Origin of the sequence: Priestia endophytica DSM 13796, assembly GCF_900115845.1 — a bacterium.
Lineage (GTDB): Bacteria > Bacillota > Bacilli > Bacillales > Bacillaceae_H > Bacillus_I > Bacillus_I endophytica.
The window spans coordinates 57,998-76,409 of sequence record NZ_FOXX01000017.1; the positions used below are offsets into that span (position 1 = coordinate 57,998).

An 18,412-nucleotide genomic window follows, 5' to 3' on the forward strand; every position below is an offset into this window, starting at 1 on the left:
GTAAATAAAAAACATGAACTTCCGTAGTGCAGAAGTTCATGTTTTTTAGATGAGAATATTCACTATTTTTTAGGAAGAAACACATTTAAGAGGATAAAGGGAGCAGCGTTGTAACAGAAAAGCCGTTTGATCCATCTACGATAATCTGTCCGTTTAAAGATGCAGCACGTTCTTCCATTCCCATAATTCCCATTCCTTTTATCACTTTCTCTGCTCCTGTTCCATTGTCTTTTATTTGGGCCTTAACCACTTTATTTAATACAGCTACATCGACCGTAATCTCACTTGCGTTGCTATGCTTTAGAGAATTTGTAAGTCCTTCCGCAATATTTCCATACACAATTTTCCAATAGATTGGTTCCATCTTATCTAAATCTCCGCTATACAAAAAAGAGGTAGAAACGTTCGTTCGAACGACAAACTCGTTAATAAGCGTTTTAAGTTGATTTACGCCCATTTGTTCTGAGGGAGGTTTAATTTTTTTTAACGTCAACCTGATACTTTCAATTCCTTCACTGGAAATATTAATGGCATTTTGCAAAAGCTCTTTTGCTTTTTTTTCGTCACGCCCAAGAAGCTGTTTTGAGGCTTCCATCTGAATTAAAGCGCCTGTCATTGCATGCCCAATCTGATCATGAATTTCTTGAGAAAGACGATTTCGTTCTTCAAGCTTAAACATATACTGAGATTGCTTTTTCCATACCTCTTTTTTATGAAGATTTCGCTTTGTATCATGAAGGTCCTTGCGAAGATTTAATTCTTTTTGTTCTAAGAAAACAATTCTACTCGTATAGCGAGCTAGCATTGTAAACGTTAAAAACGTAAAGACAGTCACAAATCCGTATAAAACTTGCACATGATAAGGAAGAAAAAAGAGAACAATAAGAGCAACAGGCATACCCCATTCTAGTCTTTTCCCCTGATAAAAAAGAAGTTCGTATATGTTTAACGGAAAAAGTAAAAAGTAGAGGATATGAAGCAATGTAGCACTCGTAGCAAGCACTGCAAGAGATAAAAGCAATACAACAAGCTTCACGTTTCTTTTCTTCATAATATAAAGTAAAACATTGAAACAAACATAAAGTAAAAGTGAACATACTATCCATGGAACTTTCTCTCCACCCTCATTTACATACTGGAGGATAAAGTACAATAGCAATACCGCTTTGCTGTATAAAACCCATTCTTCCATTAGCTGTTCTTTTCTAACCATTAATCTACTTTCCCTGTTAAATAATAGATTGCAATTTTTGTTCGATGTCCTAAATTACCTTTTGATAAGATTGTACTCACATAATTTGCAATCGTTCCCTCTGACATAAACAGCTTTGCCGCAATTTCTTTATTAGAAAGTCCTTTCGCAATAAGAGACATAACCATAATTTCTCTTTCTGTAAAAAGATTTTGATCAATTTTTACCTTTTCTTTAGCAGGCTGCAAGTTTGATTTAATTTTATCAAGTACCACATCTTGCATAACAGTGTGTCCCATATAAACACTTTTGATAGCATCCCGGATTCGCTCGGGATCATTGTTTTTTAGTAAGTAACCACGCGCTCCGTTCCTTATTGCATCCAATACGTATTCATCATCATCAAACGTTGTCAGAATAAGCGGTTTTACGTTCGTTTTCTCGCTCAAAATCTTTGTTGCTTCAACTCCATTCATATTAGGCATACGAATATCTAACAGGGCTACATCTGGAGAGTGATGTTCACAATACGCTACAGCTTCTTCTCCATCTACAAAAAGACCTACTACATCAAATTCTTCATATGTACTCAAAATAATTTTCATTCCTTCGCGGACGAATGAATTATCATCTGCAATAATCACGTTAATTTTCCCCATTTATTTCCCCACTTTTATGAATTTAAGTATTTTTTTGTATATTATAACACGATGCTTTATTATTCATTTTACAAAGTCTTGTTATTTTTTAAAGATTATTCGTACATATTAGAAGTAAAACCTCATCATTATAAAGTTGTTTTCCATTGCATTAGCTATTACAAAGTTTTTCATTTTGATTACAAAGTGCAAAAATAAAGCTCAAAGGTTTCTTTTTCTATCGATATGCTTTACAATGCCCACTAGATACTTTTTTAGAAAAGATATCTATTTTTGTTTCAGAAAGGAGAAAGTCATGAAGAAATTCACGTATCCTCTTATTGCAGGATTATTAGCCGTTGCGCTCACTGCATGTGGTTCGAATGACGATAATGCAAGCGATAAGTCAAAAGATACTCAAACTGAACAGCAAACAAGTAAACAAGATCAAGAAAAACAAATGAAAGAAATGCAAGAAAAGCTTGCTAAACAAAAAGTGGATGAGAAAAAAATAGTTGCAACAGTTAACGGACAAAAAATACTTGGAAGCGACTATAATATGGCTCTCTCTACTTCTCAAAGTCAAATGCAACAGTTTGGACAAGATCCAACTTCAAAAGAAGCTACGAAACAAATAAAGAAACAAACGTTAGATGGTCTAGTCAACCAAGAATTGATTTCTCAAGATGCTGCTAAAAAAGGCTATAAAGCAACAGACGAAGAAATTCAAAAAGAGCTTGATGAAGTTAAAAAACCTTATAAAACAGATAAAGAATTCAATAAAGCATTAAAAGAAGCTGATTTAAGCTTAGATGACTTGAAGGCTCAAATTAGTGACGTTGTTCAAACGAACAAATATGTGGAGAAAGAAATCCCTAAAGGAACAGTAACAGACAAACAGATTCAAGATACTTATGATCAACAAGTACAACAGCTGAAGCAAAGCGACAGTAAGCAACAGCAAGAAGTTCCAAAACTAGAGGATGTAAAACCACAAATTAAACAAAGCCTTGAAGAGCAAAATCAGCAAGAAAACTTGATGAACAAAGTAAATGAACTGAAAAAAGACGGAAAAGTAGATGTTAAGATATAAAAAAGCCAGCCTAACGGCTGGTTTTTTTATAGTTTTCGGCTCATGGAGTTTTTCTTAAAACGAACATTTCCTTTGTTTTCAACAAACTTAATATCGACTCCTCCATCCATCCGTTTTCCTGCAATCGTAATCATAAAATACGTAACAAGGCACGAAATGACAATCAAACTAATAAACCCTATTGAAGTGCCAAGTGAAGTTGATTGGCGCTTTAAGTCCAATAAAAAAGCGGAGTTATCGACAATAAAAGAGAAAAAGCCCTTTGTTTCGCCTTTTAAACTTTCAACAAGCTCTATCGCTTCTGTGGGAACGATTAATAAAACAAACGGCACAAACATTAACAAAAGATAAGCATAAGACAGGAGTAAAAGAAAAAGACTTGAAACTACACTGTTACGCTGCTGAGGACTGTTTGGATTGTACCTCGCTCCTATTGTGCCGATCCAAATTCCAATGGAACTAATGCCAAGCGCTACAAACGCATTCATAATCAGTACAATAAGGTGATAATGAATCGGCCAGCTTAAGAAAATTCCAGCAACTACTTCAAGGAATGATAAAATTCCAAACGGTAAAAGCCAGCTAATCCAAAGCTTTCCGAGAGCCACTTGAACCCCTGTAACAGGTAGAACACTAAGCATCCAAGCTGCAGGTCCTTCTCTTCCGATAGAGGCAGCTGCTAGACTCCCTGTAAACACAGCATAAATAAATAAAAACGCACCTTGAACAATCACTAATGTAAGCTCTGTATTTTGGATAAGAATTTTTAGCCCCTCTCCATTATTCATAAAAGCAATTACAGGAAAGATTAAAAAGAACCCAAGAGGCATAAATATCATCCATTCTCTTAAATCTCTTGAAATGGCCTTCCATTCCTTTAATCCTAGGGCCATAACAGGATGTCGCACAGCACCAGAAGTTTTGGCTTTCTTGCTTTTTTTCTTTTTCCTTGGACCTTCACTAAGTCGAATCCATCCTGTTCTAAATCCTTTTTCAACAAGAAGTGAGGAGAGAAAAAAGAAAATAATAGCCTGAAGGAGAAGGAAGAAAAGCGGAAGAAGAAAATCAATACTGCCGACTCGAGCCTGAAAAAGCGCTTCTCCTCCAAGACTCATTGGTGTCCAATTTGGAAACTGATAACTCTCGATCATATTGGCACCTCTTGAAGAATCGTTCAAAAGATTTGGAAGTTGAAACAAGGCATAAACAAGCAATCCAGATAAAGCACTCATAACAGTCATAAGTTCGTTTGCACGAGAAGGAGGCACAATCTGAATAAGTCCAAGATTAAATAAATAAGCAATTGATAATCCAATCAACACAATGCCTGCTCCAACAACAAATGCAACGAAATAAAATAAAATGGATACATTTCCGTGAATTCCAAATGTTAAAGCTGGAATAAAAAACAACAGGAAAACAAGTAGTGGAACCCCTACAATGCTTTGAATATACTTGACCCAAAAAATCGTTTTTGTAGGAATTGGCATTGTAAATAGGAATTGAAGGTCATTTGCTGAATAAAGGTTTTTAAACACTTGAGGAATTCCCATTAATAAAATGAATGAAAACATCGCTAATAAAATATACGGTAAAAAACTTTCGAACAACCCATCTGGTAGGTTCGAAGCAAGGCTCCACGTAAGCCGCGCTAAAATGAGCATTAATACGAGAATGAATAAAGCGGATATTCCGTATGTAAAAGCGCCTTTTGCTCCTTGAGATCGTATGCTATTAAAAAGCGTACGCTGCTGAACTTTAAGCATCTCTTTCATCATGAAGCATCATCCTCATCTTTTGAAATTTCGGCCATAAGCGCTTCCCCTTCTTCACCACCTGTTAGCTCTAAGAAAATATCTTCAAGCGTTGCTCCTTCTCTGCCTCCTTGCTCGCGGAGCTCCTTCATTGTTCCAAGTGCAATAAGCTCTCCTCCTAAGATAATTCCGACTCTGTCACACATCACTTCTGCAATTTCTAAAATATGCGTTGATACAAAAACCGTTGTTCCTTCATCACATATTTTTCGCAAGTAGTTTTTTAACACTTTTGCACTTTTAGGATCAAGACCAACTGTAGGTTCATCTAAAAATAAAACATCTGGCTTATGAAGAAGGGCGCCGCATAAGGCAATCTTTTGCTTCATTCCATGTGAATATCCTTCTGTAAGCTCATCTGCACGATGTTTTAAATCAAACAAGTTCCATAGTTTTTCAGCTCGCTGTCTAAACTCCTCTGCGGGAACTTGATAAACAGAAGCAACAAACTCTAAAAACTCCCATCCTGTTAACTTCGGATAAAGGTTAGGCTGATCTGGAACGTAAGCAATCTTTTTCTTTGCCTCAATTGGTGATGTCCATATATTTGTTCCTCCAATTACAGCCTTGCCGCTTGACGGTTCTAGCAGACCTGTCATCATCTTAATCGTTGTCGTTTTCCCTGCTCCATTCGGACCAAGAAAACCAAATAACTCTCCTTTTTTCACAGCTAAATTTAACGGTTTCAAAGCTTCGAATTTCCCATACTTCTTCTGTAGATTTTGAACCTCTAATGCAAATTCACTCAATAGGGACCAACTCCTTCTAAAAAAACCTTTTTTACATATTTAACCATAACCATCGTAACATGCATTTCTTCTTTTCTACAACAGAATACAGTAAAAAAGCTCTCCTTTTTACTGGAGAGCTTTTTTACTGTATTCTGTTGTACTTCGCAACTTCTTTAATGCTCTGCATAACGTTACTTTCACTTTGCTTTTCGGCCATGAAAGCAACGCAGAAGTTTCATCAAGGGAAAGCCCTTGAATCTTGCGCATCGTAACGACCGATTTATATGAAGGTTTTAGCCTATTTACCGCTTGAACCAGTTCTTTTGATGCTTCTCTTATTGAAACAACTTCTTCCGTTGAAGGAGCTGGAAAGTAGCTAAACTTCATGTTTGCTTCTGTTTTATCTTTTGTTGTTTCTCTTCTTAAAAAGTCAATGGCTAAATTATGGGCAACTCTATAGAGCCAGTTCTGTGGTTTTGTAACAGCCTCAAGTGATTCAATATGCTGAAACGCTTTGACAAACGTCTCTTGAATAATATCTTCTGCTTGGTAAGCATCTTTTACAATCGTGCGTACATATCGGCATAAATCATGTCGATATTGCTCATACCAAGCTGTCATCAGCTGTGTCGGTGTAGAATGTGTCACGACTCCTCTCCTCTCTTATTCTCTTTTTCTAGTTTAGTTGCTTTTTAATGTCATTTGGTAAGTCTTCGTAATGCACACCTGTTTCATAAATAGAATGACCCGATTTTGAATGAAATTCCATCCTATATTCGTAACCTGCATTTGATGCTAATTTAATTAATTGATTTATTTTGTCTTTGTCCGTAATTTTGTCTGTAGAAGCTACTTCTCCTTCTGATACAGTAGGATCCCATTTCTGGACAACTACATAATCAAAATCAGATGCCATTGGGACTATTTCTTTATAAATTTGGTGATCTTTCAACCATTTCATTGTTTGATTAAACGTAGATGGAACACTATCAATTAATGGTTCATTTTTTCCTTGAATAAGCTCTATATCCACAAACGTATTCGTACCTTTTTGAATTTCTTTATATTTTTGATCTTTTATATCTTGTTTTACCGCTCTTAAAAGATCTTTCATCTGACTTTGATCTGTTAACACTTCCTGTTTATCATCGAATCCAATGCCACTGCTAAGAACAATTCTATCAATTTGATTTTCATTTATCCTTAGTGCATTATACAAATTCTTTTTGTATTCATCAGACTCTACAATAGGTTTATATAGATTATCGTATTTATGCGGTGGCAAGTTATATTTCCTTACCTCTTTATCTCCATTTTTTAATTCATAGACAAAAACAACCATATTATTTTCCTTTTCAGGAATAAGCTCTAGTTCATTTTTGTCCTTTACAATCTCTTTTTGGAAAGTTGTAACATTGTGAATGTTAGTTCTGTCTGTAAAGAAGTTTTTACGATAGTACATCTCTACTTCTCCTGGTGAGATCTCTCCTCTCTTCACCTGTTCCTCAAGCTCCTCATCTGTCGCTAAAATCCGGTCTATTTCAGGAATTTCAGAACTCACGTAGACACGTTTTACCTCACTATCTTGAGGTACGTTGTTTTCATATCCGAATATGTCCATATTAAGAAGCAAGAGACTAATAGATGCCACAATAGCAAAACCAATATATCCTTTCCATTTATATAGAATTCGCCATGTTTTCTCTAAAATCATCGTTGCAATACTGTATCCAATTAGAGAGCCAACAATAAAACCAAAAATGATCCAACCCATTTTCTGAAAGTCCCCGAAATATATGCCTCCTGTGAGCATAAAGCACGCCGTTACTCCATATTTAAATACAGGACGTAGTGGCTTAACGACAATAGCTTGTGTCGCTGTTTCTGTTTTACGACGCTTGTATAAGAAAAGTGCCACAACATAAAAGGTGATAATAAGAACGATATAAACACTCCATTCTATTATCGAAAGTGGTGCAGCTGACGAGTGAGCCATTCTCAAGCCTGGAAAGAGGGTTGACGTATAGCTATCTCTTACAAGAAAAGATGAAAATCCAAATAAAAATAAATCTGCATATTGTAAAGAAAGCATTAAAATTCCAACTGGAAAAACAAACATAATGTATGTGAATACACCTTGCAGAAGTGACATTCCTGTAAACATTGCCACAAAAATACTTCCTGTAAAAACTAATAAATTAAATAAAAGAACAGTTATAAGCCAAAGGCCTACACTTTTCATCGAATATGCTTCACCAAGATGATAACCTTGACCGACTCCTAACATAATAAGAGCATTTAGGAACAAAGGAAGAACAAGAATTCCTATTCCTGTTAACATACGTTGGTGAAATAAAGCGTTTCTCTTTATAGGTAAACTATGAATATAGTCGCCTGCGAGTTTAGTATGAAGATAGCGAAATAATAGTATTGCTAAAGCAACTGGTAAAATACACGTTAAAATAGTATAAGCTTCAGCTGATCCTAAGAACTCTGGTAAACTTACCTCATTGCTTATTTTAGATTGCATGATGGTTTTGTGGTAATGTTCAACATTAAGCAAGATTTGCAACGGCCCAACCGCTACAAGCAACAGAAAATATACAATCCCAATCCATCCAACACTTCGTAAATCTTGAACAAAAATCCCTTTATTAAACAAGGAGGTTTTCTGCCGCATATCCAACACCTCCCATTTCATAAATAAAGATTTCTTCAAGTGTCAACGGTAGCATATCAAAAATAACAGGACTATATTGTTTGACTAATGAAGAAATACGTTCTTCTTTTCCTTTCACAATACAAAGCAGAACGCTTCCTCGTTTTTCTTCATATAAAAGGTCAAGCTTTTCTAATAGTGCTTGTGGAATATCACCTTTAAAAGCAAGCTGTACTTTGTGAACGTCTGATTTTAAATCATCTAGGTCTTTTTCAAACAAAAGTTCTCCTTTATGTAAAATTCCAATATGATCACAAAGGTCCTCAACTTCCTGTAAATTATGAGAGGAAATCAAAATTGTCATGTCTCTTTCCGCAACATCTTCAATAAGAAGATTCTTTACTTTCTGTCTCATCACTGCATCTAACCCATCTAGCGGTTCATCCATAAGCAAAATGTCAGGCATTGCAGAAAGCGTGAGCCAGAACGCAACTTGACGCTGCATTCCTTTTGATAACCGTTGGATTTTTTTCTTAGGTGACATATTAAATACGTGATAGAGTTTTTGAAATCGTTCTTCGTTCCATGCTGTATACGTATCCCTATAAAAGTTAGCAGCTTGACGAATCGTTGTTTGCGGAAAGAAATAAAGAACGTCCGGAATGAAAATAAGCTTTTGCTTTAGTTCTACGTTTTCAAATACAGGTTGGTTATCAACTGTAACACTGCCGCTGTCTTCTTTATAAATTCCTGCTAAAATCTTCATAAGTGTTGTTTTTCCCGCGCCGTTCGAACCAAGCAAACCATAAATAGAACCTTTTTCAATCGTTCCACTTACACCTTGAACTGCTTCAACGCTCTCAAATTCCTTTTTAACGTTCTCAAACTTAATCACGTATCTCTCCTCCCTTCACCGTTTTCTCTGCTTCTTCAATTAACAGCACAATTTCTTCTTTATCAAGCCCCAGATACAAGGCTTCTGAAAGTATTTTCACTAAATCACTTTTCACTTTTTCCACCTTCTCATTGTTTGTTGTAATAGCTTGTGGAACAACAAAACTCCCTTTACCTGGAATAGAATAAATATATCCTTGATGTTCAAGCTCACGATATGCTTTTTGAATTGTATTCGGATTTACCGTTAGTTCTTTTGATAAAAAACGAACAGACGGAAGTTTTTCATCCGCTTTGAATACTTCATGAATAATTAGCTCTTTTAATTTCTCAACAAGCTGTTCGTAAATAGGCTTACGGCTTCGTAGATCTAATGAGATCATCTCGTTCCTCCTTCCGCTGCCCTTTTATGTATTAACTGTATTAACAGTTGTATTACAGTTAGTATTATATAAATACGGTAAGAAATTTGCAATAGAAATTTTTAAAGTTCGTTTAGAAATTTGAAACCAATCACTCCTTTCAACCGTATATATTAGAAAAGGAGTGATTGGGTTGAGTCTTTTTAATGGATTTATGGGAAATGCAACAGAAACAAACAAAGAGGAAGTAAAGAAAGAACTTAGTCGACTTTTAATGACTGGAGAAGAAATCGGTGCTTCTTACAAATTAGTTCGAGATCTGATTGTTTTTACAAACAAACGACTGGTTCTTGTTGATAAACAAGGTGTTACAGGAAAGAAAATAGAATATCTTTCCCTTCCTTATAAAAGCATTACACATTTTAGCGTTGAAACAGCAGGAACGTTTGATTTAGATGCTGAGCTGAAAATTTATGTATCAGGAAGATCAACACCTATCGCTAAACAATTTAGAAAAGACGATAGCATTTTTGACATTCAAAAAACGCTTTCTGAACTTGTAATATAAAAGCAAGCAGTGCTACAGCTGCCTGCTTTTTTTATCGTTTTTTTTCCTTAAATTTCCCTACGAATGTTCGAGCAAACTTAACTTCATTTTTTACACTTTGACGTTGTTTTCTCATTGCCTCTTGCTTATTTTCCTCTATCTTTCCGCGAAGACCTAACGAATCTAAATCTTTCACCATTCTTGAAAACTGTTCGCTGTTAATTCGATCTGTGGCATGTAAGAAACAGGCTAGTGCATACGCAAGCGGAGATGTATCAAATTGCACTGTTACATCAACATCTGCATTACCACTAGAGTGTATTGATGCACCTGACGACTGCTCCATAACTTTTCTCTCCTTCTTTTCCACTTTGTACTAGGTTATGTACGTTTGTCTTGTTTTGCTTAGACAAAATCACTAGCTCTTTTAAAAAACGTAAAAGAAAGCGAGGGTTTCCCGCTTCCTTTTTATGTTTTTTATTCTTCATCATTGTTGTTTGAATTCGCTCTTGAGCGCACCCGTGCTCTTGATTCGCCATCTACATCGATATCTAACGTTAGCTCAACGTTAGAGTTTCCACTGTCATATACATTGGCTGTTGCCCTGTTTCCATTTCGATTTCTTCCTCCAATATCATCAAAATCGTTAATATCGTTAATATCGTCAACTCCGCCTACTTGGTCTCGATCCCTGTCACAGCCTTCTACTGCTCTAATTCTCCCCCGGAACCTTCTTGGCATTTCTATCATCTCCTATCTCCTTGTTACTGAAAGTATATGTACATTTATACTTTCATGATTAGACAGAAATACTAGTTTTGTGTAAATAAAAAAAGCCTGCTATCTAAAGCAGGCTTTTAGCTTCAATTCATCTGATGTGCAAGATCTTTAATGTTCTCCATTGCAACTCTATCTTCTGCAAAGTGATAACTGTAGACTACCTTTTGTTCTAGCTCAATAAGACCGAGTCGCCCATTTTTCATAACGCTTGCTCCAAGATCAATATTTAACCTTGCACCATCATAAATAGCAAAACATGTTGGTGTATGACCATGGATAAGAACTTTCCCATTAAAATGGGCCAAAAAAAGCTGAGGATTCAATGTGTAAAGCTCTTTCTTTTTAAGCCAAAGGTTGCTGCGCTTGTTTCGATCTTTTAAAGATAACATCCCAGCGTGTGCATAGATAAATTGGTTATCTTCCATATAAAGCGGCAACGACTTCACCCATTCTACCGCTTGTGAGACACCTTCTTTTTTGAACACGTCATTAATGCTTGCTGCACACTCTTTTCCCCCAAAATGGGCCCACATGTCGCTTTTTTGATCTAAATACCACAGCATCATTTCTTCATGATTGCCAATTGTAGCATAAACATTTTCATATGTTTCGTGAAGCCGTTTGATTTCTCTTAACACCTCACCGCTCTGTGATCCTCTGTTAATCATGTCGCCCATCACAACAAGCTGATCTTTCAGTGGATCAAACTTAGCAAATTGAAATAGTTTCATCATCCCATCATAATTTCCGTGTATATCGCTTATCACAAATTTTCTCATGTGCTAAACCCTCTTTGTTTTTAAATATCCTTTACTACTTTAACATACTTTAGTAATAAACAAAAAGGGGAACATAATGCTCCCCTTTTTTAATGAATGATTTTGCTTTCTTTCGCTTTCTTCGCTACATTTACAGCCCAACCTGATAACGGTTTTTTTAGAAGGAAGGCAAGTAAAATAGCTATAAGAAGGAATAAAGCAAGGAATAGAATATCATGAATCATTATATCTCGCACAATTCCACCTGTTGTTTCACGCAGCAAACCAATAGCATACGTAAAAGGCAAAAATGGATTAATGGCTTGGAAAAATGGCGGCGTTGTTTGAATAGGGAACGTTCCCCCAGAGCCTGAAATTTGTAGCACAAGCAAAATAATAGCAAACGCTTTGCCGATATTTCCAAATACAGAAACGAATGTGTAAATAATGGTTAGGAAAACTATGCTTATAAAAATTGCTGATAAGACAAAAGCCGTTGGTTCTGCTACATATGAACCTAATATAAACAAGTCCCCAAGCGTAACAATAAGCGCTTGAAAGAATCCAATTGTTAAAAAGGTGAGAAGACGGCCAAAGTAAATATGCATTCCTTTTGTTCCTTCTTGAACATCTTCTACATCAACTCGGAGTAATGAAATAAGGAGCAGTCCCCCTACCCATAAGCAAAGAGCTGTATAAAATGGTGTCATAGCTGATCCGTAGTTTGGAATTGGAAATTGTTTATCTTCTTTTAATTGAACAGGACTTGTGAAAAAGTCACTTTCTTTTTGAACATCATTTTTTAAGAGCTCAATGATATCTCCTAGATCATTTTCCCCTTCAAACTCTCGAATTTTGTCTGCAGCATTTTTAACAGAGTCTTCAAGGTCTGGCAAGTCTTCACGAACAAGATTTGCTATTTTATGAACTGTTTCTTCTACTTCTGGAAGTTTTGTTTGAACAAGATCTGCCGCCTTTTGGATTTCTTTCTCTGCTTGAGGCAAATCATTGTTCACAAAATCTGCTGCTTTATGAATTTGAGCCTCAACAGCTGGAAGGTCATTTTGTACAAATGCAGCTCCGCTGTTTACAGCGTTTGTAAAGTCATTCATTTTACTAGAAATAGTTGTTGCAGCTTCATGAATACGGGCGCGGATAGTTGGTAACCTCTCCTGTAAACTTGTGAGTTCTTGTTGTCCATATTGGAGACCACTTGAAGCATCATTTAACACACCTTTAATATCTGGTAGCTTTTCTTTTGCTGTTTGGACAGCGTTATTTGCATTCTTTGCGTTTTCTGTAAGCTTATCTAATCCACTATTAACAGCTGGAACGATAGAAGAGTCATAGTTTGCCAACACATTAGAGAGTGTGCTGTTTGCCTCTGTTGCAAGCGTATTTAAACGATCTAGCGCTTCACTTGAAGGCTGCTCACCTCTTTTTAAAGCATTTTCAATGTTTACAACTGCTTCACGCTGATTAGTAAAACTATCTTTTACGTTATTTACCTTGTTAATGACTCCTGCTAGAGCATTATTTCCCGTGTATTCATTTAGCTTTGTAAGTAAATCAGCTGTACGATCTGCAGCATCAATGCCTGAAGACAAACGCGTTTCTAAAGCACTTAGCGTTTCAATATATGTTGCTCTATTTTCATCATTAACGTTTTTCAATTCCTCTGTGACACCTGCAACATCTTTTGCTGTTTGATTAAGCAGCACAAGATTTTGTTTGATAACAGGAGCTACTTCGTTAAATGCTCCTTCATTTTTCTCTAAAAAGTCATTTAGTCCTTGTGAAAATTCGCTTCCTTTATTAGCGATGTTCTCAAGGGTTGGAAGGGTAGACTGTGCTTTCATAACAATTTCATTTGCTTTTTTAGCATCTTCTAATGCTTTATTTAACCCTTCTTCAATTTTATAAAAGTTTTGGTCAATCTCTACAACTCGATCTCCCGCACTTTTAATTTCAGGAAGCTTCTTTTGAAGCTCTATAATCTCATTTCCTGCTTCCTTAACTTTTGGAAGTTCTTTTTCAATTTTTAAAACACTTTGCCCTGCTGCTTGAATTTCAGGAAGTTTTTCTTCAAGTTCTACAACTTTTTGGCCTTGTTCACGAATTTCAGGAAGCTTTTGCTCAATCTCAAGCGCTTTATTCCCCATATCTTCAATTTCAGGAAGCTTTTCCTCTAGTGTAAATACACGATTTTCAAAGTTTCGAATTGTGGGAAGCTCTTTCTCAAGCTCAATTCCTATTCGATTAAACTCTTCAAACATAGATTTCGTTGCTGTCTTAACAAACTTTTCACTTACTTGTTCTGTGACGTTTGAGGCACCCTTTGATGTAATCTTTGGAGCCACAGCATTAATTTTTTCGTTTACACTATAATAAATTTGTGGTTTCTGAGGATTTTCTTCAAGAACTGTTCCAATTTTTTTGGAAAAGTCTTTTGGAATAACAAGGCTTGCGTAGTAATCCCCATGTCTCACGCCACGTTTTGCTTCCTTCTCACTTACAAACGTCCAACCTAAGTCTTTATTCTCTTTAAGAGACTTTACTACTTCTTTTCCAACGTCTATCTTTTTGTTAATTTTTCCCTTCTGAATGAATGTTCCTTCATCTTTGTTCACAACAGCAATCTCAATATCTTTTGTATTGGAATAGGGATCCCATGATGCTTTAATATTAAACCATGCATAAAGGGATGGAAGAATCATAAGCCCTACAACTAGAAAAAGAGCCATTGGAACTTTAAAAATGCGAATCCAGTCATTTCGATAAATTTGAAAAATATGCTTCATATACCTCTCACCTAACTCGTTTAATGTCTTGTTGCTGTTAAGGAAATAAAATCATGTTTAATTTCCTTCTCTTTGTAAAATATTATTCCTCTAAACTTTACGGAATAACTATATCTTTCTTAGGGTAAAGTGCGTTGGAAAAATTGTCAACATTTTTATATGCTCTTTTTCTTTTTTAGAAGTTCTTTCTATTTTGTACCATTGTTTTTAAAAATATGAATATCCCGCAGAAATTTTTCTGCGGGATATTGTTAATCTTTCTTCTGTAACGCTTGTTTTAATGCATCTCCTAAGCTTGAACCGAATGAACCATCATCACTATATTTTTTAAGTAAGTTTCTTTCTTCTCGTTTTGATACTTTCTTCTTTTTGTCCTCTGCTTTTTCAGTAATTTGACAGCGACGACATTGAAAATACGTTCCTGCTTTGCCATTATGAATCTCCATTTTTTTATGGCACTGTGGGCAGCGACGATTTGAGAGCTTAGGATCTTTTGCTCTGCGGTAAGAACAATCATGACTTGAACAAACGAGCATCCGTCCATTTTTCCCCTTGCGTTCACGGAGTAACTCTCCACACTCTGGGCACTTTGAACCTGTTAAATTATGAGGTCTGTACGTTTTTTCGCTTTTTTTCACGTCACTTACGATTTTTTCCGTTTGCTTTCTAATATTGGCCATAAACGTTTTGGCGTTTCCTTTTCCTCTTGCAATATTTTCAAGTTCTTGTTCCCATTTCGCCGTAAGTTCTGGTGACTTTAATTCTTCTGCGACTAGGTCAATAAGCTGCTTTCCTTTTTTTGTTGGGTAAAGGCGGTGATTTGTTCTTTCAATAGATTCTGCGCTAAGCAGCTTTTCAATAATATCAGCTCGAGTTGCTGGTGTTCCAAGATTATGTTTTTCCATTTGAGCTAATAAGTCTGCTTCTGAAAAACGTTGTGGTGGTTCTGTTAGACCTGTTTTAAGATCTATGTTTTGTACAGTAAGCTCTTGGTTTTCTTTTAAAAGCGGAAGAGCTTGATCATTCTCCCCTCCACCAAATAAACCTTTGAATCCTTGTTCAACTGTTCGTTTTCCATATGCAACAAATCGTTCTCCATTAATATCAAGCTCAATTGTCATTTTCTCATATTCATATGCTGGGTAAAAAAGCTCAATAAAACGTTTTACAATAAGCTCGTAAAGCTTTCGCTCATCAGCTGATAAATCGCTTAAAAATAGTGGCTGATCTGTAATAATAATTGCATGGTGGTCGCTTACTTTCTCATTGTTTACAACTCGCTTTGGCAATGTTGGATTTCCCTTTAAGAGCGGACGAACTTCTTCTTTATACGTACCTGCAATACTTTCTAAACGATCGCGCATTGTTGCAACCATATCTGTTGTTAAATAGCGAGAATCTGTTCTAGGATATGTAACAAGCTTGTGTTGTTCATACAGCTTCTGCAATACATTAAGCGTCTTTTTCGCGGAAAACTGGAATCGCTTGTTCGCTTCACGCTGCAATTCATTTAGATCATATGGTAATGGCTGAACTTCCGTACCTTTTTTCTTTCGAATACTTTTGACAACCGCTTTATTTCCCTGAAGATTTTTATATCTTATGTTCGCTTCTTCTTCCTTAAAAATACGCTTGTCTTTACTTCCTTGCCATTGTGCTTTAAATTGAGAAAATTCTGCTTCAATTGTCCAAAATGTCTGAGGTTTAAATGATTGAATCGTCTTCTCTCGTTCGAATACCATTGCAAGTGTTGGCGTTTGAACACGACCGGCTGAAAGCGGCTCTTCAAATTTTGTTGTAAGCGCTCTTGAAATATTAAGTCCAATAAGCCAATCTGCTTCAGCTCTGCATAGAGCAGATTCATATAGACGGTTAAATGCTTGCCCAGGCTGAAGATTTTTAAATCCATCCCGAATAGCTTTATCTGTTTGTGAAGAAATCCACAGACGTTTAAACGGTTTATTAAAATGAATTTTCTCCATAATCCATCGTGCAACAAGCTCACCTTCACGACCAGCATCTGTTGCAATCACAAGTTCTCCTACATCTTTTCGTTTGGCAAGTTGTGATACGTGATGAAATTGAGCCCCTGTTTTTTTCATTACTTTTAACTTCATTTCTTTTGGCATGATTGGCAAATCTTCTAATTTCCACGTTTTATACCGATTATCGTAGTCTTCAGGCGTTTTCAGCTCAACTAAATGCCCTAATGCCCATGTGACGATATATTTAGCACCTTCAATGCTTCCTTTTCCTTTTTTAGTGCAGCCAAGAACGCGCGCAATTTCACGAGCAACGCTTGGCTTTTCTGCAAGTACAAGTGTTTTCATTTTTATAACCTCCAATATCCACTTCTCATTATACTTTGTAAGCAAGAGAAACAAAACCTTTTCGTTCCTTTGGAAGAAGAATCGGTATTTCTTGCCCCTTTTCACGTTTTTTTCGTATATAATAAGAAAGGCATATATGATTTATGATTCATTTTGTATATAGAAAGGACAAAAAAATGAAGAAACACACGTTAACAGCTTTACTATTTTTTCTAGGTATTTTACTAATGCCACTGGCAGTACAGGCGGAATCATCTCCTCCAACAAAAGACGAACTTTTTTTTCGGTCTCAAAATCAAAATAGTGTAGAACAGTTGATACAGGAAGTATTTGGAAGTTATGATGCTTTTAAAAAATATGGAACTGTTTATTTTGCTGATGATGGAACAATTATGCTCGGCTTTACAGAGAGAAATGAAAAAGTAAAAACATTCGAAAATAAAGTAAATGACCTTTTACGTGAAACAACTCTTGCTTATCGACCATCTCTTATGAAAGAAACGGCTCCTATCGTACATTATAAACGCGCTTCTTACAGCACAAGCGATTTAGAACATGTAGAAAAACAACTTTGGAACAAAATGAGACAGCTAGGAGTAGCTGAACAAAACAAAACAATGATGACTTCTATCGATACAGAACATGAAAAAGTTATTCTTGAGGTACATAACATGTCATCTATTGATAAAGAAAAGTTAACAGAAGCATTTCCTTCGATCGTAGAAATTCAAGAAAATGCGAACCTTTCTTCCCCACGGATCCAGCTTTCTCGAGAAAGAGACTGGACGAAGCTTGGTGGAGGGATTCGCGTACATGATAGCGAAGGAAACTATTGTACAACAGCTGGAGTAGCTCAAAAGGGAAGTCGCTATTTCTTGCTTACAGCAGGTCATTGTCTAAATGGGGATAAAAGCGTCGTCTACCAAGGATCAACTGTTGTTGGCCATGATCATTCAACAGCTAACTATACAGGCATTGATGTTGGTCTTATTTCACTTGATGCTAATACTCTTGCAAGCGGACGCTACGCAACACGTCTCTTCTATGAACGCGCTGAAGATAAAAGTGACTATGATTCATTTATTACAGGCTATGCTCCTGTTTATCAAAATGCCTATGTTTGCAAATCCGGTATCTCAACGGGCGTTACGTGCGGTTATGTAACGAAGAGCAGCACGACTGTAGATTTTGCAAATGACAGATATGGAGAGCTAAAAGCAGCCTTTATTCGCGGTGAAAAAGGTTCTTTTTATTCTAGAGGGGGAGACAGCGGAGCTATTACATATGACCCTATTACACATAAGCTCTACGGAATTCATATTGGTGGCGTTGCAAATGGCACATATGGCTGGATGACCAAAATTACGGATGTCATCGACCACTATAGTTCACCAAATGAACCGTTTCTTCCATACTCAAACTCTCAAAATATCAAACTCTCGTAAAAAAACCAGCAGGGAAAGGAACTGCCCCCCGTTTTTGAGACAGGGATCAAAACACCATCTAAATAGCCAGTTTTCGGTATTGGACCGGAGACTGGTTATTTAGTTTCGTTTGGATACGGATATTGTTATAATAAGTGATGTAGTCTTCGACAATCTGTTTTACGATGGCGGTCGTAGTACAGGTTAAGTTGTCGAGGTAGAAGGTTTCAGTCTTTAGAGAAGAGTGAAACGATTCAATGGAGGCATTGTCTGCGGGCGTCCCTTTTCGGGACATACTCATAGTCATGCCTCTTTCTTTGACTTGTTTTTGATAAGCATAAGAAGTATACACAGATCCTTGGTCACTATGCAGCGTACAACTGGACGAT

17 protein-coding genes are annotated in these 18,412 nt (G+C 36.3%); 3 read left to right on the plus strand and 14 right to left on the minus strand.

The genetic code is table 11. The features are described from left to right. Positions 1-85: 85 nt before the first annotated feature. Complete coding sequence (locus tag BM012_RS22140) at positions 86-1,213, minus strand: sensor histidine kinase (RefSeq protein ID WP_061802945.1); 1,128 nt, start codon at positions 1,211-1,213, stop codon at positions 86-88. Continuing rightward, positions 1,213-1,851, minus strand: coding sequence for a response regulator transcription factor (locus BM012_RS22145; protein WP_061802944.1), 639 nt, complete (start codon positions 1,849-1,851; stop codon positions 1,213-1,215). Before BM012_RS22145 ends, BM012_RS22140 begins: the two co-directional genes overlap by 1 nt. A 295-nt stretch (positions 1,852-2,146) precedes the next feature. Between BM012_RS22145 and BM012_RS22150 the strand changes: the two genes are divergently transcribed. Further along, entirely contained in the window at positions 2,147-2,923 is a 777-nt protein-coding gene (locus BM012_RS22150; protein ID WP_061802943.1) for a SurA N-terminal domain-containing protein, read from the plus strand. A gap of 26 nt (positions 2,924-2,949) precedes the next feature. Here the strand turns inward: BM012_RS22150 and BM012_RS22155 are convergent, their stop codons facing one another. From BM012_RS22155 to BM012_RS22180, 6 genes are all read right to left on the minus strand, one after another. Continuing rightward, the gene (locus tag BM012_RS22155; protein ID WP_061802942.1) at positions 2,950-4,701 is read right to left on the minus strand and encodes a putative ABC transporter permease subunit; all 1,752 of its coding nucleotides are present in this window, start codon (positions 4,699-4,701) and stop codon (positions 2,950-2,952) included. Continuing rightward, positions 4,698-5,486 (minus strand): ABC transporter ATP-binding protein, encoded by a 789-nt coding sequence (locus tag BM012_RS22160; RefSeq protein WP_061802941.1) that lies wholly within the window; start codon positions 5,484-5,486, stop codon positions 4,698-4,700. The genes BM012_RS22155 and BM012_RS22160 overlap by 4 nt, the downstream gene beginning before the upstream one ends. Positions 5,487-5,594: 108 nt before the next feature. Further along, the gene (locus tag BM012_RS22165; RefSeq protein ID WP_061802940.1) at positions 5,595-6,116 is read right to left on the minus strand and encodes an RNA polymerase sigma factor; all 522 of its coding nucleotides are present in this window, start codon (positions 6,114-6,116) and stop codon (positions 5,595-5,597) included. Between the two features lie 28 nt (positions 6,117-6,144). Continuing rightward, positions 6,145-8,148 carry a DUF6449 domain-containing protein gene (locus tag BM012_RS22170; protein ID WP_061802939.1) on the minus strand — a complete coding sequence of 668 codons (2,004 nt, stop codon included), beginning with the start codon at positions 8,146-8,148 and terminating at the stop codon, positions 6,145-6,147. After that, positions 8,123-9,022 (minus strand): ABC transporter ATP-binding protein, encoded by a 900-nt coding sequence (locus BM012_RS22175; RefSeq protein WP_061802938.1) that lies wholly within the window; start codon positions 9,020-9,022, stop codon positions 8,123-8,125. Before BM012_RS22175 ends, BM012_RS22170 begins: the two co-directional genes overlap by 26 nt. Continuing rightward, positions 9,015-9,404, minus strand: coding sequence for a GntR family transcriptional regulator (locus BM012_RS22180; protein WP_061802937.1), 390 nt, complete (start codon positions 9,402-9,404; stop codon positions 9,015-9,017). The genes BM012_RS22175 and BM012_RS22180 overlap by 8 nt, the downstream gene beginning before the upstream one ends. A 172-nt stretch (positions 9,405-9,576) precedes the next feature. On the opposite strand from BM012_RS22180, the gene BM012_RS22185 reads away from it, so the two are divergent. After that, on the plus strand, positions 9,577-9,951 hold the full coding sequence (locus tag BM012_RS22185; RefSeq protein ID WP_061802936.1) for a PH domain-containing protein: 375 nt from the start codon (positions 9,577-9,579) through the stop codon (positions 9,949-9,951). Between the two features lie 31 nt (positions 9,952-9,982). Here the strand turns inward: BM012_RS22185 and BM012_RS22190 are convergent, their stop codons facing one another. The 5 genes from BM012_RS22190 to BM012_RS22210 form a co-directional block, all read right to left on the minus strand. After that, a complete protein-coding gene (locus BM012_RS22190; RefSeq protein WP_061802935.1) occupies positions 9,983-10,276 on the minus strand; it encodes a hypothetical protein in 294 nt (97 codons plus the stop codon). A gap of 131 nt (positions 10,277-10,407) precedes the next feature. Further along, a complete protein-coding gene (locus BM012_RS22195) occupies positions 10,408-10,671 on the minus strand; it encodes a hypothetical protein (protein ID WP_074842902.1) in 264 nt (87 codons plus the stop codon). Between the two features lie 122 nt (positions 10,672-10,793). Beyond that, positions 10,794-11,489: a metallophosphoesterase gene (locus BM012_RS22200; protein ID WP_061802933.1), complete on the minus strand. Its 696-nt coding sequence runs from the start codon at positions 11,487-11,489 to the stop codon at positions 10,794-10,796. Between the two features lie 89 nt (positions 11,490-11,578). Then, positions 11,579-14,269, minus strand: a complete 2,691-nt coding sequence (locus tag BM012_RS22205; RefSeq protein ID WP_061802932.1) for a YhgE/Pip domain-containing protein — start codon at positions 14,267-14,269, stop codon at positions 11,579-11,581. Positions 14,270-14,520: 251 nt separating this feature from the next. Next, positions 14,521-16,599: a DNA topoisomerase III gene (locus tag BM012_RS22210; protein ID WP_061802931.1), complete on the minus strand. Its 2,079-nt coding sequence runs from the start codon at positions 16,597-16,599 to the stop codon at positions 14,521-14,523. 176 nt (positions 16,600-16,775) lie between these two features. On the opposite strand from BM012_RS22210, the gene BM012_RS22215 reads away from it, so the two are divergent. Further along, the gene (locus tag BM012_RS22215) at positions 16,776-18,044 is read left to right on the plus strand and encodes a S1 family peptidase (protein WP_061802930.1); all 1,269 of its coding nucleotides are present in this window, start codon (positions 16,776-16,778) and stop codon (positions 18,042-18,044) included. Between the two features lie 58 nt (positions 18,045-18,102). Here BM012_RS22215 and BM012_RS22220 read toward each other — a convergent pair. Continuing rightward, the coding region (locus BM012_RS22220; protein WP_139210422.1) for an IS3 family transposase at positions 18,103-18,412 on the minus strand (310 nt) is incomplete at its 5' end.